Source organism: Streptomyces sp. NPDC006643, assembly GCF_042870175.1.
In the GTDB taxonomy this organism is placed as follows: Bacteria; Actinomycetota; Actinomycetes; order Streptomycetales; family Streptomycetaceae; genus Streptomyces.
In genome coordinates this window covers 201,121-223,636 of record NZ_JBIAHA010000002.1, presented here as the reverse complement: position 1 = coordinate 223,636, position 22,516 = coordinate 201,121, and the positions used below count along the sequence as shown (strand labels likewise).

14 protein-coding genes and 1 pseudogene are annotated in these 22,516 nt (G+C 70.2%); all 15 read left to right on the top strand.

Annotated elements, in window-relative coordinates; all coding sequences use genetic code 11:
* Positions 1–153: 153 nt before the first annotated feature.
* The gene (locus ACFYNU_RS03540; protein ID WP_356584881.1) at positions 154–1,101 is read left to right on the top strand and encodes a beta-ketoacyl-ACP synthase III; all 948 of its coding nucleotides are present in this window, start codon (positions 154–156) and stop codon (positions 1,099–1,101) included.
* Positions 1,102–1,196: 95 nt separating this feature from the next.
* Complete coding sequence (locus ACFYNU_RS03535; protein WP_356584882.1) at positions 1,197–1,880, top strand: GntR family transcriptional regulator; 684 nt, start codon at positions 1,197–1,199, stop codon at positions 1,878–1,880.
* Between the two features lie 275 nt (positions 1,881–2,155).
* Positions 2,156–3,337: an ROK family transcriptional regulator gene (locus ACFYNU_RS03530; RefSeq protein ID WP_356589666.1), complete on the top strand. Its 1,182-nt coding sequence runs from the start codon at positions 2,156–2,158 to the stop codon at positions 3,335–3,337.
* Between the two features lie 253 nt (positions 3,338–3,590).
* Positions 3,591–5,123: a sugar ABC transporter ATP-binding protein gene (locus ACFYNU_RS03525; RefSeq protein ID WP_356589664.1), complete on the top strand. Its 1,533-nt coding sequence runs from the start codon at positions 3,591–3,593 to the stop codon at positions 5,121–5,123.
* Complete coding sequence (locus tag ACFYNU_RS03520; protein ID WP_356589662.1) at positions 5,120–6,196, top strand: ABC transporter permease; 1,077 nt, start codon at positions 5,120–5,122, stop codon at positions 6,194–6,196. Before ACFYNU_RS03525 ends, ACFYNU_RS03520 begins: the two co-directional genes overlap by 4 nt.
* Before the next feature lie 89 nt (positions 6,197–6,285).
* Entirely contained in the window at positions 6,286–7,317 is a 1,032-nt protein-coding gene (locus tag ACFYNU_RS03515) for a substrate-binding domain-containing protein (protein ID WP_356589660.1), read from the top strand.
* A 123-nt stretch (positions 7,318–7,440) separates the two neighbouring features.
* A complete protein-coding gene (locus tag ACFYNU_RS03510; RefSeq protein WP_356589658.1) occupies positions 7,441–8,667 on the top strand; it encodes a Gfo/Idh/MocA family oxidoreductase in 1,227 nt (408 codons plus the stop codon).
* A 12-nt stretch (positions 8,668–8,679) separates the two neighbouring features.
* Positions 8,680–9,684 carry a sugar phosphate isomerase/epimerase family protein gene (locus ACFYNU_RS03505; protein ID WP_356589656.1) on the top strand — a complete coding sequence of 335 codons (1,005 nt, stop codon included), beginning with the start codon at positions 8,680–8,682 and terminating at the stop codon, positions 9,682–9,684.
* 335 nt (positions 9,685–10,019) lie between these two features.
* Positions 10,020–13,733, top strand: coding sequence for a ThuA domain-containing protein (locus ACFYNU_RS03500; protein ID WP_356589654.1), 3,714 nt, complete (start codon positions 10,020–10,022; stop codon positions 13,731–13,733).
* Between the two features lie 273 nt (positions 13,734–14,006).
* Positions 14,007–17,684 carry a ThuA domain-containing protein gene (locus ACFYNU_RS03495; protein WP_356589652.1) on the top strand — a complete coding sequence of 1,226 codons (3,678 nt, stop codon included), beginning with the start codon at positions 14,007–14,009 and terminating at the stop codon, positions 17,682–17,684.
* Between the two features lie 132 nt (positions 17,685–17,816).
* Complete coding sequence (locus ACFYNU_RS03490) at positions 17,817–18,944, top strand: inositol-3-phosphate synthase (protein WP_356589650.1); 1,128 nt, start codon at positions 17,817–17,819, stop codon at positions 18,942–18,944.
* A pseudogene (locus tag ACFYNU_RS03485) lies at positions 18,941–20,120 on the top strand (UbiA family prenyltransferase). Before ACFYNU_RS03490 ends, ACFYNU_RS03485 begins: the two are co-directional and overlap by 4 nt.
* A gap of 109 nt (positions 20,121–20,229) precedes the next feature.
* On the top strand, positions 20,230–21,075 hold the full coding sequence (locus ACFYNU_RS03480; protein WP_356589646.1) for a sugar phosphate isomerase/epimerase family protein: 846 nt from the start codon (positions 20,230–20,232) through the stop codon (positions 21,073–21,075).
* Positions 21,072–21,668, top strand: a complete 597-nt coding sequence (locus ACFYNU_RS03475; RefSeq protein ID WP_356589644.1) for an EboA domain-containing protein — start codon at positions 21,072–21,074, stop codon at positions 21,666–21,668. Before ACFYNU_RS03480 ends, ACFYNU_RS03475 begins: the two co-directional genes overlap by 4 nt.
* Positions 21,668–22,516 (top strand): TatD family hydrolase, encoded by an 849-nt coding sequence (locus ACFYNU_RS03470; protein ID WP_356589642.1) that lies wholly within the window; start codon positions 21,668–21,670, stop codon positions 22,514–22,516. Before ACFYNU_RS03475 ends, ACFYNU_RS03470 begins: the two co-directional genes overlap by 1 nt.

Here is a 22,516-nt window from a genome sequence, read left to right as displayed (position 1 = left end):
CCGGGTGATGTCGGGTGACCTCACAGGACGCCGGATGATCCGGAGTCTCCAAGAGGAGGCGGGGAATCCTGTTGGGTCACCTGCCCCCTTACTCGTGAGTCGCTGACGAGACTGGGGATCTCCTGACGTCGACCGAAGAGGAGGCCCCCGGGCATGACCGGCTCTCGTATCGCCGCGCTCGGGCACTACCAGCCCGCCAAGGTGCTCACCAACGACGACCTGGCGGGCATGGTCGACACCAGTGATGAGTGGATCACCAGCCGCGTCGGGATCAAGACGCGGCATGTGGGCGGGCCCGACGAGTCGGTGGACGAGCTGGCGGCGCACGCCGCGGCCAAGGCGCTCGCCGCGGCCGGCCTCACCCCGGCGGACATCGACCTCGTCCTGGTCGCCACGTCCACCGCGATCGACCGGTCGCCCAACATGGCCGCCCGCGTCGCCGCGCGGCTCGCCATGGGCTCACCGGCCGTGATGGACCTCAATGTGGTCTGCGCCGGTTTCACCCACGCGCTCGCCACCGCCGACCACGCCGTACGCGCGGGCGCCGCCACCCGCGCGCTGGTCATCGGCGCGGACAAGATGGCCGACATCGCCGACTGGACCGACCGCTCGACCTGCGTCCTCCTCGGCGACGGCGCGGGCGCGGCGGTCGTGGAGGCCGTGCGGCCGGGCGAGGAGGCGGGAATCGGCCCCGTGCTCTGGGGCTCGGTGCCCGAGATGGGCAACGCCGTACGGATCGAGGGCACCCCGCCGCGCTTCGCGCAGGAGGGCCAGTCCGTCTACCGCTGGGCCACCACCCAGCTTCCGCCGATCGCCCGCAAGGTCTGCGAACGCGCGGGCATCGCCCCCGAGGACCTGGCCGCCGTCGTCCTCCACCAGGCCAATCTGCGGATCATCGAGCCCGTCGCCCAGAAGATCGGCGCGGTCAACGCGGTCATCGCCCGCGACGTCGTGGACTCCGGCAACACCTCCGCCGCCTCCATCCCGATGGCGCTGTCCAAGCTGGTCGAGCGCGGCGAGGTGGAATCCGGCGCTCCGGCGCTCCTTTTTGGGTTTGGCGGAAATCTCTCTTACGCCGGACAGGTCATCCGCTGCCCCTGATCCGCTACGGTTCTCGGTAGACTGTAGACGATAGCCAATCGTTGCTGTCTGTTGCCGAGATCTTTACCGTGTAGATCAGCCAGGAGGGGGACCGCATGTTGTCCGCAGGACTGCCGCAAGGCTCAGTGCCCAAGCTCGAACGCCCTGGTCCGCTGCGCGAGCGCGTCTACGAGGCACTCCTCGAGCTCATCACGGTCCGCCAACTCCGGCCCGGACAGCATCTGGTGGAGAGCGAACTCGCCGGCCATCTCGGGGTCTCCCGGCAGCCCGTACGCGAGGCGCTCCAGCGGCTGAACACCGAGGGGTGGGTCGATCTGCGTCCCGCGCAGGGCGCGTTCGTCCATGAGCCGACGGAGGCGGAGGCGGACCAGCTTCTCTCGGTCCGTACGCTGCTGGAGGCCGAGGCGGCGAGGCTTGCGGCCGCGAATTCCGGCTCGGCCGGGATCGCCGCGCTCGAAGCGCTCTGCGCCAAGGGGGAGCAGTCGGTGGCCGACGACGACGTGGACCTCACGGTCGCGACGAACGCGGCCTTCCACGCCAAGGTGATGGAACTGGCGGGCAACGTCGTCCTGGCGGAGCTGGCGGCGCAGGTGGACCGCCGGGTGCGCTGGTACTACACCCCGGTGGCGCGGCAGCGCGGCAAGCAGTCGTGGATCGAGCACCGGGCCCTGATCGCGGCGATCTCCGCGCGGGACGAGCAGGCCGCCACGGCGGTCATGCGCTCCCACACCGAGCAGACGCGCACCACGTACCACCACCGCGGCGACACCCAGGTCTGACGGTCGAATCCGGCACCCCGTAAGCGGATTCGCACATGTGCGAATGAACAGTGAGGCGCCCCCGGCACGTGCCGGGGGCGCCTTCCGTCTGTCCGGTCCCGGCGGACGGCTAAACGCCTTTGTCCTGACTGTGGAGAAAGTTAGGAGGGATTCCTGCTCAACTTCTTCCCACTCGGGGAAAGCGCTGCTACGTTCCCCTCGAAAGCCCGTCGAAACAACACCCGGCGGAGCGACATCACACACAGCCGAGAGGCGGGGAGGGGCGCGTGAGACGTATGACCGCACGACCCGCGAACGCTCATCAGGCGCGACTGCTCCGGCTCTTGCGTGACGGTGGGCCCAACTCCCGCGCCCAGCTCGGCGATCAGGTCGACCTCTCCCGCTCCAAGCTGGCCGTCGAGGTCGACCGGCTGCTGGAGACCGGACTCGTCGTCGCCGACGGACTCGCCGCCTCGCGCGGTGGCCGCCGCTCCCACAACATCCGGCTCGCGCCCGCCCTCCGCTTCCTCGGTGTCGACATCGGCGCCACGTCCATCGACGTCGCCGTCACCAACGCCGAACTCGAAGTGCTCGGCCATGTGAACCACCCCATGGACGTCCGCGAGGGCCCGGTCGCCGTCTTCGAGCAGGTGCTCGCGATGGCCGCCAAGCTCAAGGCGTCCGGACTCGCCGACGGTTACGACGGCGCGGGCATCGGCGTCCCCGGCCCCGTCCGCTTCCCCGAGGGCGTACCGGTCGCACCGCCGATCATGCCCGGCTGGGACGGCTTCCCCGTACGCGAGGCGCTCAGCCAGGACCTCGGCTGCCCCGTCATGGTCGACAACGACGTGAACCTGATGGCGATGGGCGAACAGCACGCGGGCGTCGCACGCTCCGTCGGCGACTTCCTCTGCGTCAAGATCGGCACCGGTATCGGCTGCGGCATCGTGGTCGGCGGCGAGGTCTACCGGGGGACGACCGGCAGCGCGGGCGACATCGGCCACATCCGTGTCGAGCCCGACGGGCGCGCCTGCGTCTGCGGCAACAGGGGTTGTCTGGAAGCCCACTTCAGCGGTGCCGCGCTCGCCAGGGACGCCGAGGACGCCGCCCGCACGGGCCGTTCCGCCGAACTCGCCGCGCGCCTGGAGGCGGCCGGCCGGCTCACCGCCGCCGACGTCGCCGTGGCCGCCGCGGCCGGCGACCCCACCGCCCTCTACCTCATCCGCGAGGGCGGCAACCGGGTCGGCCAGGTCATCGCCGGACTCGTCAGCTTCTTCAACCCCGCCCTCGTCGTGATCGGCGGCGGGGTGACCGGACTCGGCCACACCCTGCTGGCCAGCGTCCGCACCCAGGTCTACCGCCAGTCACTCCCGCTGGCCACCGGCAACCTCCCCATCGTCCTGGGGGAGTTGGGGCCGACCGCCGGGGTCACCGGCGCGGCCCGGCTCATCAGCGACCACCTCTTCTCCCCGGCCTGACACCGACACCCAAGGCGTCCGGCCGTACGGCACACGCTTCACCCGCACCACCGAAATAACAGCAAAAGACATAACAAAAGCATCAACGGTCACGGCGTCACGCACCTCCTGACGCCACCCGCGCGAGCCGCACCACCGCACCACCCGCGCGCCGCACCATCCGTACGAGCCGCACGTCCCGCACCACCCGTAGGTCCTGTTCCGCACGCCCGCACGCCCTCTACACCGGCCGCATCCGCCGAGGGGATACGCCATGGCACCAGCACCACCCGAAGGCCACCTGCTCACCATGTCCGGCATCACCAAGCTGTTCCCGGGCGTCCGCGCCCTGGACGGCGTGGACCTGGCGGTCCAGGCAGGCGAAGTCCACTGTCTGCTCGGCCAGAACGGGGCCGGCAAGTCCACACTCATCAAGGTGCTCGCCGGCGCGCACCAGCCCGACGACGGTGTCATCACCTGGCGCGGCGAAGAGGTCCAGCTCAAGTCACCCATCGCGGCGATGAAGCTCGGCATCGCGACCATCTACCAGGAACTCGACCTGGTCGAGGGCCTGTCGGTCGCCGAGAACATCTTCCTCGGCCACGAGCCGACCTCCGCCGGCTTCGTCGTCAAGGGCGGCGAGGCCAGGGCATCGGCCACCGCGCTGCTCGCGCGCCTCGGCCACCCCGAGATCCCCGCGGGCCGGCTCGTCGGCGAACTCTCCGCCGCGCACCAGCAGATCGTCTCCATGGCCCGCGCGCTCTCCCACGACGTACGCCTCATCGTGATGGACGAGCCGTCGGCCGCGCTCGACCCCGACGAGGTCGACAACCTCTTCCGGATCGTCGACACCCTCACCGCCGACGGTGTCGCCGTCATCTACATCTCCCACCGGCTGGAGGAGATCCGCCGCATCGGCGACCGGGTGACCGTCATCAAGGACGGCCGCACCGTCGCCGTGGGTCTGCCCGCCAAGGAGACCCCGACCAGCGAGGTCGTCTCCCTGATGACCGGCCGCGAGGTCGCGTACGTCTTCCCCGACCGTCCGGCCGTCGCCGACGCCCCGCGCGGCGAGCCCGTGCTGCGGACCGAAGGACTCACCAGGAAAGGGGAGTTCGAACCGGTCGACCTCGAACTGCGGCCCGGCGAGATCGTCGGCCTCGCGGGTCTCGTCGGCTCGGGCCGCTCCGAGATCCTGGAGACCATCTTCGGCGCCCGCAAGCCCACCGGCGGCCGGGTGCTGGTCGACGGCCAGGAGCTGAAGCCCGGCAGCGTCCGCGCCGCCGTACGCGCCGGCCTCGGCCTCGCCCCCGAGGAGCGCAAGGCGCAGGCCCTGCTGCTCATCCAGTCGGTCACGCGCAATGTGTCGGTGTCGTCCATGTCCCGGTTCTCCCGGGGCGGCTGGATCGACAGCACCGCCGAGCGCAAAGCCGCCCAGGGAGCCACCCGGGAACTCTCCCTGCGCCCCGACAACCCGGACGCGATCATCCGCACCCTGTCCGGCGGCAACCAGCAGAAGGCGGTCCTCGCCCGCTGGCTGCTCCGCGGCTGCCGGGTGCTGCTTCTCGACGAACCCACCCGCGGTGTGGACGTCGGCGCCCGCGCCGAGCTGTACTCCGTGATCCGCCGGCTGGCCGACGACGGCCTCGCCGTACTGCTCGTCTCCAGCGAGGTCCCCGAGGTCCTGGGCCTCGCCGACCGGGTGCTGGTGCTCCGGGAGGGCCGTGTCGTCCACACGTCACCCGCCCAGGAGCTCGACGAACACCGTGTACTCGACCTTGTGATGGAAGGGAGTCCGACGCCATGACACAGCCTGCCTCTGAGGCGCGGCAGGGCGGGCCCGACGCCGCACCCGCCCCGGCCGACACCACCTCCGTGCCGCTGACCAAGCCCGCCGGGAAGACACCGGGCGGCTCCGGGAGCCGGCCGCCGCTCGGGCTGCGGCTGGATTTCCGGACGCTCTCGCTGCTCGGCGTGCTCGCCGCACTGATAGTCGTCGGCGGTATCACCAAGCCCGAACAGTTCCTGGACACCAGCAACCTCCAACTGGTGCTCACCCAGGCGTCGATCATCGGTGTCGTCACCGTCGGCATGACGTTCGTCATCACCAGCGGCGGTATCGACCTGTCGGTCGGTGCGATCGTGGCCCTGGCCTCGGTGTGGGCGACGACCCTGGCGACCCAGGAGTACGGCTTCGCCGGGATCCTGTTCACCGCGATCATCGTGGGTCTGGCCTGCGGTCTGGTGAACGGAGTGCTGATCGCGTACGGCGGTATGGCGCCGTTCATCGCGACCCTGGCGATCATGGCGTCCGCCCGCGGTCTCGCGCTTCTGATCACCGACGGCAACACGCAGATCGTCACCCTGAAGTCGGTGCTGGACCTCGCCGCCCGGGACTCGTACATCCTCGGCGTCCCGCCGCTCGTCATCATCTTCGCGGTGGTGACGGTGGTCGGCTGGCTGCTGCTGAACCGTACGACCTTCGGCCGCCGCACCATCGCCGTCGGCGGCAACGCGGAGGCGACCCGGCTCGCCGGTATCGACGTCCGCAGGCAGCGTCTGTACCTCTACCTGTTCTCCGGTCTGTGCTGCGGCATCGCGGCCTTCATGCTGATCGTGCTCTCCGGCTCCGGCCAGAACACCAACGGCAACCTCTACGAACTCGACGCCATCGCGGCGGCGATCATCGGCGGCACCCTGCTCAGCGGCGGACGCGGCACGATCGTCGGCTCCGTCCTCGGTGTCCTCATCTTCACCACCATCACCAACATTTTCGCGCTCAACAACCTCCAGAGCGACGTCCAGCAGATCGCCAAGGGCGCCATCATCATCGCCGCCGTACTGGTACAGCACCGCACGGCACGCAACGGCGAGGCCTGACCCCGTACCCCGGGGCCGACCCCGTACCGCTTCCCGACGCACCGCTTCCTACGCACCGCTCAAGAGCATCCTGAAGGGGACGAACCGCCATGCCAGAAACGAGCCGTAGAGGTCTGCTGTTCGGCACCGCCGCCATCGGCGCGGGTGCCTTCCTGACCGCCTGTACCAGCAACGAGAAGGACGAGCCCGCGGCGAACACCGAGCCGGCGGCCGACGACAAGCCCGGCAAGCCCGTCACGATCGGCTTCGCCGGCCCCCAGGCCGACCACGGCTGGCTCAACGCGATCAACGAGAACGCCCGCGCCCAGGCGAAGAAGTACTCGGACGTCACCCTCGACATCACCGAGGGCTCGAACGACACCGCCGCCCAGATCGGCCAGATCGACGCCCTGATCAACAAGAAGGTCGACGTCCTGGTGATCCTGCCGGCCGACGGCAAGGCCCTCACCCAGGCCGGTCTCAAGGCGATGCGCGCGGGTATCCCCGTCATCAACCTGGACCGCATCTTCGCCGACCCGCAGGCCTTCCGCTGCTACGTCGGCGGCGACAACTACGGCATGGGCGTCAACGCGGGCAACTACATCGGCGAGAAGCTGAAGGACAAGGCCAACGCCACCGTCATCGAACTGTCGGGCCCCGACAGCCTGGAGCTGACCAAGCAGCGCACCCAGGGCTTCGACGACGCGCTCAAGAACTACCCCAACATCAAGAAGGTCGCCCGCCAGGCGGCCGACTTCACCGTCGAGTCCGGCCAGGCCAAGATGGCCCAGCTGCTCCAGGCGCAGTCCAAGTTCGACGCCCTGTGGAACCACGACGACGACCAGGGTGTCGGCGCGCTGCGCGCCATCGACCAGGCCGGCCGCAAGGACTTCCTGATGGTCGGCGGCGCCGGTGCCAAGGCGGCCATGGACGCCATCAAGGCCGACAACAGCGTCCTGAAGGCGACCGTCCTCTACCCGCCGATCATGGCCTCGTCGGCGATCGACCTCGCCCGCGCGCTGGGTCAGGGCAAGGGCGTCAGCGGTCTGGCCGGACTGGAGATCCCGGCCCAGGTGACCCTGTTCTCGGCGGTCGTCGACAAGGCGAACATCGACGAGTACCTGCCCCAGGGCTTCAGCTGACCGGCTCCGCCCTGCTGGGGGCGTCCTGCCGATCCCGCCGGGCTCACGGAGTCCGGCCCGACCGGCAGGACTCCCCCCAGGGCCTGACCCCCACACGCGCGAACAGACGAGGAGTACTCCCTTATGACCAGCAGGGAAGCGTCGGAGAAGGAAGCCGGCGCACCGCCGCCACTCGGTATCGGCATGATCGGATACTCGTTCATGGGTGCCGCCCACTCCCAGGGCTGGCGCACGGCGGGCCATGTCTTCGATCTGCCGATGCGGCCACGTCTCGCCGCGATCTGCGGACGGGACGAGACGGCCGTCGCCAAGGCGGCCGACAAACTCGGCTGGGCCGCCGCGGAGACCGACTGGCGGGACCTCATCGCGCGTGACGACGTGCAGCTGGTCGACATCTGCACGCCGGGGGACAGCCACGCGGAGATCGCCATCGCCGCGCTGGAGGCGGGCAAGCACGTCCTGTGCGAGAAGCCGCTGGCCAACTCGGTCGCCGAGGCCGAGGCCATGGTCCGGGCCGCCGAGGCCGCCCGGTCCCGCGGCCAGTTGGCCATGGTGGGCTTCAACTACCGGCGCGTGCCCGCCATCGCGTACGCCCGCAGGCTGATCGAGGAGGGCAGGCTCGGCGCGCTGCGGCACGTACGGGTCACCTACCTCCAGGACTGGCTGGTCGACCCCGAATTCCCCCTCACCTGGCGGCTCAAGCGTGAGCACGCGGGGTCGGGGGCGCTCGGCGACCTGGGCGCGCACATCGTGGACCTCGCGCAGTTCCTGGCGGGGGAGCCGCTGGTGGGGGTCTCCGCGATGATCGAGACCTTCGTACGGGAGAGGCCGCTGCTCTCCGGGGCGTCGGCCGGTCTCTCGGCGACCGGTGGCGTGGAGACGGGCCCGGTCACGGTGGACGACGCCGCGCTGTTCACCGGCCGGCTCGCCTCGGGGGCGCTGGCGTCCTTCGAGGCGACCCGGATGGCGGCGGGCCGCAAGAACGCGCTGCGCCTGGAGATCAACGGTGAGCGCGGTTCGCTCGCCTTCGATCTGGAGCGGCTCAACGAGCTGTCGTTCCACGACCAGTCGGAGCCCGCGGTCACCGCCGGCTTCCGGCGGATCCTGGTCACCGAGTCCGAGCACCCGTACCTGGACGCCTGGTGGCCGCCGGGCCACGGGCTCGGCTACGAGCACACGTTCGTGCACCAGGCCAAGGATCTCGTCGAGGCGATCGCCGCCGGAACCGATCCCCTGCCCTCCTTCGCCGACGGTCTCCAGGTGCAGCGGGTCCTCGCCGCCGTGGAGGACAGCGCGGAGAAGAACGCCATCTACACCCCGGTGCCGGCCCCGTCCGGAACCCACTCCTGAGGGAAGGTCCGTATGCCACGCCCGTTCACACTGTTCACCGGCCAGTGGGCCGATCTGCCCCTGGAAGAGGTCTGCCGGCTCGCCCGTGACTTCGGTTACGACGGTCTGGAACTGGCCTGCTGGGGCGACCACTTCGAGGTCGACAAGGCGCTCAGCGACCCCGGCTATCTGGAGAGCCGCCACCAGCTGCTCGACAAGTACGGCCTCAAGTGCTGGGCGATCTCCAACCACCTGGTCAGCCAGGCGGTCTGCGACAGCATCATCGACGAGCGCCACCAGAACATCCTGCCGGCCCGGATCTGGGGCGACGGCGAGGCCGAAGGCGTACGCCGGCGGGCCGCCGCCGAGATCAAGGACACCGCGCGCGCCGCGGCGGCCTTCGGCGTCAACACCGTCATCGGCTTCACCGGCTCGTCCATCTGGCATCTGCTGGCGATGTTCCCGCCGGTGCCGCCCGGCATGATCGAGCGCGGCTACGAGGACTTCGCGGAGCGGTTCAACCCGATCCTCGACGTCTTCGACACCGAGGGTGTGCGCTACGCCCACGAGGTCCACCCGGGCGAGATCGCGTACGACTACTGGACGACGAAGCAGGCGCTCGAAGCGGTCGACCACCGGCCCGCGTTCGGGCTGAACTTCGACCCGAGCCACTTCGTCTGGCAGGACCTGGACCCGACCGGATTCCTCTACGACTTCCGGGACCGGATCTACCACGTCGACTGCAAGGAGGCGCGCAAGCGTCTCGACGGCCGCAACGGCAGGCTCGGTTCGCACCTGCCGTGGGGCGACCCGCGGCGCGGCTGGGACTTCGTGTCCGCCGGGCACGGCGACGTGCCGTGGGAGGACGTCTTCCGCATGCTGGGGGCGATCGACTACGAGGGCCCGATCTCCGTCGAGTGGGAGGACGCCGGCATGGACCGGCTCTCCGGCGCCCCCGAGGCGCTGCGCGATCTGAAGCGGTTCGACTTCGACCGGCCCACCGCGTCCTTCGACGCGGCGTTCGGCGGCGGCGAGTAACACGGCGTCAACTGGAGCCCGGCGGGGGCGATTTCCCCGCCGGGCCCTCAGGCATGCCCGGACGACCTTTGTCCTGAGGCGGGAAAAAGTTGAACTTCACCGCTGCGCAAGGGCTTTCCGTCTCGGACGAACAGAGTTACGGTCACTGAGATGTAAAGGCCATGTTGATCACCGGTGCGACGGCGCGCCCCGGAGAGACAGCGGACCGAGAACAACAGATGCGGGAACACGGGTGCTTGGACGAGCACTCCCCCCATCCCCCCACCCGAGGTGAGCCCCATGCTCCTTCTTCTCCTCGGACCCGCACGTACCACAGGCATTTCCGGAGGACTCTCGTGCACAGTCAACGACGTCCCAGAGGCCGATCATTTCTCGCACTGCTGACCGGAGCCCTGCTCGCGGGCTCCACCCTCAGCGCCGTGCCGGCCAACGCCGCCGACCCTGGAAGACAAGCCGCCGCCCCCACGTTTCAGCAGGTGACCCTGGCCAAGGGCGCCGAAGAAGCAGGCGAGCCGATGACCCTGGCGGTGCTTCCCGACCGCCAGGTCCTGCACACCTCGCGCGACGGCACACTGCGTATCACCGACGAGGGCGGCACCACCAAGGTGTCCGGCACCCTCGACGTCTACAGCCATGACGAGGAAGGACTGCAAGGAGTCGGGGTCGACCCCGGCTTCGCCCAGAACCGGGCCATCTACCTCTACTACGCGCCCAAACTCGACACTCCCGCCGGCGACGCGCCCGAGACGGGCACCGCCGCCGACTTCGCCCCCTTCGACGGGGTCAACCGGCTCTCGCGCTTCACGCTGAACGAGGACGGCACCCTCGACAAGGCGAGCGAGAAGAAGGTCCTCGACGTCCCCGCCTCCCGGGGCACCTGCTGCCATGTCGGCGGAGACATCGCCTTCGACGCGGACGGCAACCTGTATCTGTCGACGGGTGACGACACCAACCCCTTCGCCTCCGACGGCTACACACCGATCGACGACCGGGCGAACCGCAACCCGGCCTTCGACGCCCGCCGTTCGTCCGGCAACACCAACGACCTGCGCGGCAAGGTGCTGCGTATCAAGGTCGCGGACGACGGCTCGTACACCGTCCCCGAGGGCAATCTCTTCGCCCCCGGCACGGAGAAGACGAAGCCCGAGATCTACGCCATGGGCTTCCGTAACCCGTTCCGGATCTCCGTCGACAAGGAGACGGGTGTCGTCTACGTCGGTGACTACGGTCCCGACGCGGGCGCGGCGAACCCGGACCGCGGACCCGCCGGACAGGTCGAGTTCGCCCGCGTCACCGAGGCGGGCAACTTCGGCTGGCCGTACTGCACCGGCGACAACGAGCCCTTCAAGGACTACGACTTCGGCACGGGCACCTCCGGCGCGGCCTTCGACTGCGCCGCGCCGAAGAACGACTCGCCGCACAACACCGGACTCACCGACCTGCCGCCGTCCCAGGCCGCCTGGATCCCGTACAACGGGAACAGCGTCCCGGAGTTCGGCGACGGCTCCGAGTCCCCGATGGGCGGTCCCGTCTACAACTACGACGCGGACCTCGACTCGCCCGTCAAATTCCCCGAGGAGTACGACGGGAACTTCTTCGCCGGCGAGTTCGGCCGCAAGTGGATCAAGCGCATCGACCAGGGCGCCGACGGCACGGTCGACTCGATCAACGACTTCCCGTGGGCCGGCACCCAGGTGATGGACCAGGAGTTCGGCCCCGACGGCGCGCTCTACGTCCTGGACTACGGCACCGGCTACTTCGGCGGTGACGAGAACTCCGCGCTCTACCGCATCGAGAACGCCACCGAGGGCTACGCCCCGGTCGCGGTCGCGGCGGCGGACAAGACGTCGGGCACCGGACCGCTGGAGGTGGCCTTCTCGTCGGAGGGCACCACCGACGCGGACGGTGAGGAGCTGACGTACTCCTGGGACTTCGGCGACGGCGGAACGTCGACCGACCCGAACCCGACCCACACCTTCGAGGAGAACGGCACCTACTCGGCGACCGTCACCGCGAAGGACCCCGGCGGGCTCACCGGCACCGCGTCCGTGCAGGTCGTCGTCGGCAACACCGCACCGGTGGTGAAGCTGGAACTGCCCGCGCCGGGCACGCTGTTCAGCTTCGGCGACGAACTGCCGTTCAAGGTGACCGTGACCGACCCGGAGGACGGGGAGGACATCGACTGCGCCAAGGTCACCGTCCGCTACATCCTCGGCCATGACAGCCACGGCCACCCGATCACCTCGAAGACCGGCTGCGAGGGCACCATCACGGCGCCCGCGGACGCCGAACACGATCCCAACGCCAACATCTTCGGAGTGATCGACGCCGAGTACACCGACGGCGGGGGCGGCGGCCAGGCCGCGCTCACCGGCCACGGCCAGTCCGAGATCCAGCCGAGGCACCGTCAGGCGGAGCACGCCGGCGACCAGTCCGGCACCACCGTGACCGACCGCGAGGGAGCCAACGGCGGCAAGACCGTCGGCGGCATATCGAACGGCGACTGGATCTCCTTCAAGCCGTATCTGCTGGCGGGAGCCACCAAGCTCACCGCACGGGTCTCCTCCGGCGGCGCCGGCGGCACCCTGGAGGTACGGGCCGGCGCGGCCGACGGCACGCTCCTCGGCTCCGTCGAGGTGCCCGACACCGGCGGCTGGACCACGTTCGAGGACGTCGAGGTACCGCTGACCGGCGCCCCGGCGGAGACGACCGATCTGGTCCTGTCCTTCAAGGGCGGCGAGGGTGACCTCTTCGACGTGGACGACTTCGAGATCACCGGGGAGTCACCCGTCGAGGCGGGCGAGCGTGTCCTGGTCTTCTCCAAGACGGCGGGCTTCCGGCACGACTCCATCGAGGCCGGCACAGCGGCCCTGAAGGAGCTGGGGGAGTCCACCGGGATCACGGTCGAGTCCACGGAGGACGCCGGCGCGTTCACGGCCGGGAATCTGGCCGAGTACGACGCGGTGGCGTTCCTCTCCACCACCGGTGACGTGCTGAACGCCGATCAGCAGAAGGCGTTCGAGGAGTATGTCGCGGGCGGAGGCGGCTATCTGGGCATCCACGCCGCCGCCGACACCGAGTACGAGTGGGAGTTCTACGGCGGCCTGGTGGGGGCCTACTTCGACTCCCACCCGGCGATCCAGCCCGCCACGGTGAAGGTGGAGGACCACGAGCACCCGGCCACGGCCCATCTGGAGGACACCTGGGACCGTACGGACGAGTGGTACAACTACCGCACCAACCCCCGTGACCAGGCCCGCGTCCTCGCCTCGCTGGACGAGTCGAGCTACGAGGGCGGCAACATGGGCGGCGACCACCCGATCGCCTGGTGCCAGAGTTACGAGGGCGGCCGGTCCTTCTACACCGGGGGCGGCCACACCAAGGAGTCGTACGCCGAGGCGGCCTTCCGCGACCATCTGCTCGGCGGACTGAAGTACGCCACCGGGCAGGTCGAGGCGGACTGCACCCCGGCCGGCGCCGGCCCCGGCCCGGACCCCGACCCCGGGTACACGCCCATCTTCGACGGCAAGACACTGGACGGCTGGAAGCAGGCCGGACCGGGGCAGTTCGCGGTCGTCGACGGTGAGCTGCGCTCCGAGGGCGGCATGGGCCTGCTCTGGTACGAGGCCAAGGAACTGTCCTCGTACTCGCTCAAGCTCGACTGGAAGATGGACGGCGACGACAACTCGGGTGTCTTCGTGGGCTTCCCGGCCTCCGACGACGTCAACTCGGCCGTGAACAACGGCTACGAGGTCCAGATCGACGCCACCGACGCCGACGACCGCACCACGGGATCGGTGTACGGATTCCAGGCCGCCGACATCGAGGCCAGGGACAAGGCGCTCAAGCCGCCGGGCGAGTGGAACAGCTACGAGTTGAGGGTCGACGGGGAGCGCCTCCAGGTGTTCCTCAACGGAGTCGTGATCAACGACTTCACCAACACCGACCCGGTCCGCAGCCTCAAGGACGGCTACATCGGTCTCCAGAACCATGGGGCCGACGACCAGGTCTCCTTCAAGAACATCCAGCTCAAGGAGGGGCCTACGTAGCCGGCACGGTGTGGTGACAGGGACGTGCCCGGCGGTGGCCAGCAACCACCGCCGGGCCGTCCGGTCTGCCATTTCTGCCTTTGTCCTCAACCAGGAAAAAGTTGAACCCAATTGCTGCGCAAGGTCTTTCCGGCGCGGACCAACCGGGCTAACGTCCAGCGAGATGTAGGGGGCACGTTGCTCGCACAGAACGTTCCTCAGGCACGTCGGGGCGGTGTTCCACGTCGCCCCGGCACCCGCACGTACGAACAGCCCCACCCCTGGAGGACTTTCGTGCCCAGAAGACGTCATAGATCCAGATCCCTCCTCGCACTCGTCGCCGGCGCGCTGATAGCCGGCACCATCTCCGCCGTCCCCGCCGCCGCGCACCCGGACGATCCCCACCCGACGGACGACACCTTCCAGCAGGTCGCCCTCGCCAAGGGCGCCGACGAGGTGGGCGAGCCCATGTCGCTCGCCGTCCTGCCGGACCGCCAGGTGCTGCACACCTCGCGCGACGGCACGCTCCGCATCACCGACGCCGCAGGCGACACCAAGGTCGCGGGCAAGCTCGACGTGTACACACACGACGAGGAAGGCCTCCAAGGCGTCGGGATCGACCCCGACTTCGCCGAGAACCGGGCGATCTACCTCTACTACTCCCCGGTGCTCGACACCCCCGCCGGTGACGCACCCGAGACGGGCACGGCTGCCGACTTCGCCCCCTTCGACGGGTACAACCGGCTCTCCCGCTTCACGCTGAAGGAGGACGGCACCCTCGACAAGGCCAGCGAGAAGAAGGTTCTCGACATCGAGACCAACCGCGGCCTGTGCTGTCACGTCGGAGGCGACATCGCCTTCGACGCGGACGGCAACCTCTACCTGTCGACGGGTGACGACACCAACCCCTTCGCCTCCGACGGCTACACGCCGATCGACGAACGCTCCAACCGCAACCCGGCCTTCGACGCCCGGCGCACCTCCGGCAACACCAACGACCTGCGGGGCAAGGTCCTGCGGATCAAGGTCGCCGAGGACGGTTCGTACACCATCCCCGAGGGCAACCTCTTCGCCCCCGGCACGGAGAAGACGCGCCCCGAGATCTACGGCATGGGTTTCCGTAACCCCTTCCGTATCAACGTCGACCAGAAGACCGGCATCGTGTACGTCGGTGAGTACGGTCCCGACGCGGGCGCGGCGTCCGAGACCCGCGGCCCGGCCGGCCAGGTCGAGTTCGCCCGTATGACGGAGGCCGGCAACTTCGGCTGGCCGTACTGCACCGGCGACAACGACGCCTACCGCGACTACGACTTCGCGACCGGCACCTCCGGCCCGGCGTTCGACTGCGCCGCGCCGAAGAACACGTCGCCGCACAACACCGGTCTCACCGACCTGCCGCCGGCCCAGGCCGCCTGGATCCCGTACAACGGGAACAGCGTCCCGGAGTTCGGTGACGGCTCCGAGTCCCCGATGGGCGGCCCGGTCTACAACTTCGACCCGGACCTGGAGTCCGCCGCGAAGTTCCCCGAGGAGTACGACGGGGACTTCTTCGCCGGCGAGTTCGGCCGCGAGTGGATCAAGCGCATCGAGAAGGACGCGGACGGCACCGTCACCAGCATCCACGACTTCCCGTGGACCGGCACCCAGGTCATGGACATGGAGTTCGGCCCCGACGGCGCGCTCTACGTCCTGGACTACGGCCGCGCCTGGTTCGGCGGCGACGAGAACTCGGCCGTCTACCGCATCGAGAACATCGCCGACGGCCGGGCCCCGGTCGCCGTGGCCGCCGCCAACAAGACGTCCGGCAAGGCGCCGCTGCGGGCGAACTTCTCCTCCGCGGGCACCGCCGACGCCGACGGCGACGAGCTGACGTACGCCTGGGACTTCGGTGACGGCGGCAAGTCCACCGAGCCCAACCCCAGCCACGTGTACAAGAAGAACGGCACCTACACCGCGACGCTCACCGCCACCGACCCCAAGGGTCACACCGGCAGCGCCTCCGTGCGCGTCGTCGTCGGCAACACCGCGCCCAAGGTGACGCTCACCGTGCCCGCCGACGGAGCCCTCTTCAAGTTCGGTGACAAGCTGCCCTTCAAGGTGACCGTCACCGACCCCGAGGACGGTCCGATCGACTGCTCCAAGGTCACCGTCAACTACATCCTCGGCCACGACAGCCACGGTCACCCGATCACCTCGGCCAAGGGCTGCGAGGGCACCATCACCGCCCCGGCGGACGGCGAGCACGACCCCAACGCCGACATCTTCGGTGTCATCGACGCCGAGTACACCGACGGCGGAGGCGGCGGCCAGGCCGCGCTCACCACGCACGACCAGGTGCAGCTCCAGCCCCGCCACCGGCAGGCCGAGCACTTCACGGCCCAGTCGGGCATCAAGACGTACGACAAGGCGTCGGCCAACGGCGGCAAGACCGTCGGCGACATCAGCAACGACGACTGGATCTCCTTCAAGCCGTACAACCTGACCGGGTCCAAGACCCTCACCGCCCGGGTCTCCTCCGGCGGTTCGGGTGGATTCCTCGAAGTGCGTACGGGCTCCGCCACCGGCAAGCTCCTCGGCTCCGCGCCGATACCGGTGACCGGCAGCTGGGACACCTTCCAGGACATCGACGTACCGCTGCGCTCGGTGCCCAAGGCCACCACGGAGCTGTTCCTCGTCTTCAAGGGCGGCGAGGGCGCGCTCTACGACCTCGACGACTTCGAGATCAGCGACCAGGCCGCCGGCAAGACCGAGAAGAGAGTCCTCGTCTTCTCCAAGACCGCCGGATTCCGCCACGACGCCATCCCCGAGGGGATCGCGGCGCTGAAGGAACTGGGCAAGAGCAGCAACATCACGATCGACGCCACCGAGACCGGCGCGCAGTTCACCACCAACAACCTCGCCCGGTACGACGCGGTGGTCTTCCTCTCCACCACCGGTGACGTCCTCAACCCCGAGCAGCAGAAGGCCTTCGAGTACTACATCTCCACCGGCGGTGCCTACATGGGCGTCCACGCCGCGTCGGACACCGAGTACGACTGGGCCTACTACGGCAAGCTCGTCGGTGCCTACTTCTCCGGTCACCCGCAGATCCAGCAGGCCACCGTACGGGTCGAGGACAAGAACCACCCGTCGACCGGTCACCTGGACGACGAGTGGCAGCGCACGGACGAGTGGTACAACTACCGCGACAACCCCCGCTCGAACGTGAAGGTCCTCGCCACCCTCGACGAGACGACCTACCAGGGCGGCACCATGAAGGGCGACCACCCGATCGCCTGGTGCCAGACGTACGAGGGCGGCCGGTCGTTCTACACCGGCGGCGGCCACACCAAGGAGTCGTACGCCGAACCGGCCTTCCGTGAGCACCTGCTGGGCGGTCTGCGCTACGCGGCCGGCCAGGTGAAGGCCGACTGCAAGCCCAACACCGGCTACCGGTCAGTCTTCAACGGCAAGACCCTCGAAGGCTGGAAGCAGGCCGGACCGGGCAAGTTCAACATCGGTGGCGGCGAGCTGCACACCGAGGGCGGCATGGGCATGCTCTGGTACCAGCCCAAGTCGCTCGGCTCGTACTCCCTGAAGATGGACTGGAAGATGGACGGGGACGACAACTCCGGTGTCTTCATCGGCTTCCCGGCCTCCGACGACCCCTGGTCCGCCGTCAACAACGGCTACGAGATCCAGATCGACGCCTCGGACGCGGTGGACCGCACCACCGGTGCGATCTACGGCTTCAAGTCGGCCAACATCAAGGCCAGGGACCAGGTTCTGCGGCCTCCGGGCCAGTGGAACAGCTACGAGATCAAGGTCCAGGGTGAACGGGTCCAGGTCATCCTCAACGGAGTCAAGATCAACGACTTCACCAACACCGATCCGGCGCGCAGCCTGAAGGACGGCTACTTCGGCATCCAGAATCATGGTGCCGACGATCAGGTCGCGTTCCGCAACATCCAACTGAGGGAACTGGCCTCCTAGCACCGGCTAGGAGCGCCACCCGGCCTCCTGGCAACCCACCAGGAGGCCGGCCGCCAGCCGGCGGCGGGCGGGGAGGCGCCGTACCCCCCGCCCGCCGTCCACCAACACACCCACCCGGCAGGGAGGCAGCCCGTGACCACCAACGATTCGACTGCAGGACGTACCGGAGTCTGGTTCGTCGGAGCACGCGGCTCCGTCGCGACGACAGCCGTAGCGGGATGCGCGGCGGTCGTCGCCGGGCTCCACCCCGCGACCGGCATGGTCGCCGAGACACCGCCCTTCGCGGAGTCGGGCCTGCCCGCCCTGTCGTCGCTGGTCTTCGGTGGCCACGACACCGCGAGCTGCCCCCTGCCGAAGCGGGCCGAGGCGCTCGCCGCCGCCGGCGTCCTGCCGCACGGCCTGCCCAACAGCATCGCCGCGGAACTCGAAGCGGCCGACGCGGAGATCCGCGCCGGCGGGCCGATGCCCGGCGACACCCGCGACGACGACGAACTGATCGCCGCGTTCGCCGACGACATCACCGCGTTCGTCCGGCGCACCGGCGTCGCGCGCGCCGTCGTCGTCAACGTCTCCTCCACCGAGCCCGAGCCCGCCGCGGACGACCCGCGGCTGCCGGCCAGCTCCCTCTACGCGGCAGCCGCGCTCAAGGCCGGCTGTTCCTACGTCAACTTCACCCCGTCGACCGGGCTGCGCAGCGCGGCCCTCGCGGACGCCGTATCGGCCTGCGGACTTCCCCACGCGGGCCGCGACGGCAAGACAGGCCAGACGCTGCTCCGTTCCGTACTCGCCCCGATGTTCGTCCAGCGCGCCCTCGACGTCAGGGCCTGGTCGGGCACCAACCTGCTGGGCGGCGGGGACGGAGCGGCGCTGGCCGACCCGGCGGCGGCAGCCGCCAAGAACGCCGGCAAGGAACGGGTCCTCGCCGACACGCTCGGGATCGCGCCCGAGGGCGAGGTGCACATCGACGACGTGCCCGCGCTCGGCGAGTGGAAGACCGCGTGGGACCACATCGCGTTCGACGGGTTCCTCGGCTCCCGCATGATCCTCCAGACGATCTGGCAGGGCTGCGACTCGGCGCTCGCGGCACCGCTGGTCCTGGACCTGGCCCGGCTGGTCGCCCGCGCCCACGAGGCGGGGCTCTCCGGCCCGCTGCCCGAGCTGGGCTTCTACTTCAAGGACCCGGACGGCGGCCCCGCCGCGCTGGCGGAACAGTTCGACGCGCTCCTCTCCTTCGCCGAGCGCCTGAAGGAGAGCAAGTGAGCTTGCGCGCCTGGGCCGAACTCCTGCGGGTGTCCGCGCTGTTCACCGTCCCGGGCGACGCCCTGGCGGGCGCGGCGTCCGCCGGGGTCCGCCCCAACCGCGGCACGGCACTCGCCGTCGGCGCGTCGCTGTGCCTGTACGAGGCGGGCATGGCGCTGAACGACTGGGCGGACCGGGACGAGGACGCCGTGGAACGCCCCCACCGCCCGATCCCCTCGGGCCGCATCACCCCGAACGCGGCCCTGACGGCGGCGGGCGCCCTCACCGCCACCGGCCTCCTCCTGGCCTCCCGCGCGGGCCGCCCGACCCTGGCCCTTTCGACGGCCCTGGCGGCGACGGTCTGGGCGTACGACCTCCGCCTGAAGCACACGTCGGCGGGCCCACTGGCCATGGGCGCGGCCCGCACACTGGACGTCCTGATGGGCGCCACGGCAACGAGCTCGGCCACCGCCCGGACGCCCCGTCCGACGATCCGATCCTTGATGCCGCCGACACGTCGGGGCGTACTCGACCGGCTGTCGGCCTGGGCGGGCCGACCGGCCCGCCGGGGCCGTGCGACGACGCCGGTGGAGACGTTGGCGAACAAGCTCGCCCGGTCGACCGGCGACCGAGGCCGTACGGCCTCGTCGTTCGTCGCCCCGCTTGACGCCCTGGTGGCCAAGGCCACCGGCTCGGTGGCCGGTTCGGCGTCGCCCGCCGCGCCTGGCGCGGGCGCCCGGCTGTCGGCCTGGGCCGCCGGCCCGGCCGTGCCGCGCGGTGCGGGGGCCGGTCCCGTTCGGACGCCCGTGGAGGCCTTGGCGAGCAAGTTCGCCGGGTCGGCCGGTCCGCGCCCGGCCACACTCCCGTGGCACGGGGGCACCGGCACCGAGTCCGTGCCCCGTGGCGCGCTCCTCCCCGCCGGGCTCCTCGGCGCGCATACCCTCGCCGTCACCACCGTCTCCCGGCGGGAGGTGTACGGCGGGTCCGTCGGGGCGCCGGCTGCCGCGCTCGTCGCCACCGGGGTACTCGCCGCCGTGGTGGGGCGGCCCCGTACCGACAGCGGGCCCCCGGGGCTCGTCGCGCCCGTGCTCGCCGCCGTCTTCGCCGGTACCGCCGGGCGGGCCTTCCTGCATGCCGCGCTCAATCCGTCCCCGCAGCTCACGCAGCGCGCCGTCGGCGGGGGGATCCGGGCGATGATCCCGTTCCAGGCCGCCCTCGCCGCGCGCGGCGGCGCCCCGGGCGTCGGGCTCGCCGTCATGGGGCTCGTCCCGCTCGCCAGGAAGCTCGCGAAGAAGGTGAGTGTGACATGACCATCCGCTACGGATACGGCACCAACGGGCTCACCGACCTGCGCCTCGACGACGCCCTCGGGCTGCTCGCCGACCTCGGGTACGACGGGGTCGGACTGACCCTCGACCATATGCATCTCGACCCGCTCGCCCCCGAACTCGCCGCCCGCACCGCCAAGGTGGCCGCCCGGCTCGCCGAACTCGGCCTCGGCGTCACCGTCGAGACCGGCGCCCGCTATGTGCTCGACCCGCGCCGTAAACACGGGCCCACCCTGCTCGACCCCGACCCCGAGGGCCGCGCCGCCCGGACCGCCCTGCTCGTCACCGCCGTGCGGGTCGCCGCCGATCTCGGCGCGCACGCCGTGCACTGCTTCAGCGGCATCACCCCCGACGGCACCGACCCGGACACCGCCTGGAAGCGTCTGGAGGAGTCGATCACCCCGGTCATCGACGCGGCCCAGGCCGCCGGCGTCCCCGTCGCCATCGAGCCCGAGCCCGGCCATCTCCTGGCCGACATCGCCGGATTCCACCACCTCAGAGGGCTCCTCGGCGACCCCGAACCCCTCGGCCTGACCCTGGACATCGGCCACTGCCAGTGTCTGGAGCCCGCGTCGCCCGCCGACTGCGTACGGGACGCCGGCCCCTGGCTGCGCCACGTACAGATCGAGGACATGCGGCGCGGTGTGCACGAGCATCTGCCGTTCGGCGACGGCGAGATCGACTTCCCGCCCGTGCTGGCCGCGCTCGACGCCACCGGCTACCAGGGCCTGACCGTCGTGGAGTTGCCCCGGCACTCGCACGCCGGCCCCGAGATGGCCCGCGCCTCCCTGGACTTCCTTCGCTCGACGGGAGCACCGGCATGAACCGCGAGGAGATCGACGCCCGGCTCGACGCGAGGGCCGTCGCCTGGCTGGACCAGGCACTGGCCGAGGCGGCGGAGTCGGGCAGGGGACAAGACAACGTTGCCGTCCCCAAGTGGGAGTTGAGGTTCGCCGCCGCCGGCCGCCACTGCGGACAGGACAACGCCGACGACGTCCGCACCCTGCTCCTCCAGCACGCCGGAGCCGACGTCGCCACCCTCACGCGCCTCTACCACCAGGGCGCCGCCGCCGAGCGCCGCGCCGTACTCCTCGCCCTGCCGCACCGCGTCCCCGGCCCCGAGGCCCTGCCGCTCGTCGAGGACGCCCTGCGCACCAATGACACCAGGCTGGTCGAGGCGGCCGTCGGCCCGTACGCCGCCGACCATCTCGACCCGCACGCCTGGCGGCACGCCGTACTGAAGTGCCTCTTCACCGGCGTGCCCGTCGCCGCCGTCGCCGGCGCGGAGCACCGCGCCCACGGCGACGCCGAACTCGCCCGGATGCTCACCGACTTCGCGTCGGAGCGCACCGCGGCGGGCCGGTCGGTCCCCCCAGACCTGCACCGAGTACTGAACATGACCGGCGAGGAGTCCTGATGCGTATCTTCGACCCCCACATCCACATGACCTCCCGCACCACGGACGACTACCAGGCCATGTACGCCTCCGGAGTCCGTGCGCTCGTCGAGCCGTCCTTCTGGCTCGGCCAGCCCCGTACCTCACCCGCGAGTTTCTTCGACTACTTCGACGCGCTGCTCGGCTGGGAGCCGTTCCGCGCCGCGCAGTACGGCATCGCGCACCACTGCACGCTCGCCCTCAACCCCAAGGAGGCGAACGACCCGCGCTGCACCCCCGTCCTGGAGGAGCTGCCCCGCTATCTCGTCAAGGACGGCGTCGTCGCCGTCGGCGAGATCGGCTACGACTCCATGACCCCCGCCGAGGACGTCGCGCTCGCCACCCAGCTCCAGCTCGCCGCCGAGTACGCGCTGCCCGCGATGGTCCACACCCCGCACCGCGACAAGCTGACCGGGCTGCGCCGCACCATCGACGTCGTACGCGAGTCGAATCTCGACCCGGAGCACGTCCTGCTCGACCATCTCAACGAGACGACCGTCAAGGACGCGGCGGAGTCGGGCAGTTGGCTGGGCTTCTCCATCTACCCGGACACCAAGATGGACGAGGACCGGATGGTCTCCGTGCTCCGCTCCCACGGCACCGACCGCGTCCTCGTCAACTCCGCCGCCGACTGGGGCAAGAGCGACCCGCTCAAGACCCGCAAGGTCGGCGACGCGATGCTCGCGGCCGGTTTCTCCGAGGACGACGTCGACAAGGTCCTGTGGCGCAACCCCGTCGAGTTCTACGGCCTCAGCGGCAGACTCCAGCTCGACGTCCCGGCGCCGGAAGCCCTCCACGAGGGGAACTCCATTCTTCGCGGCGGTGAGTGA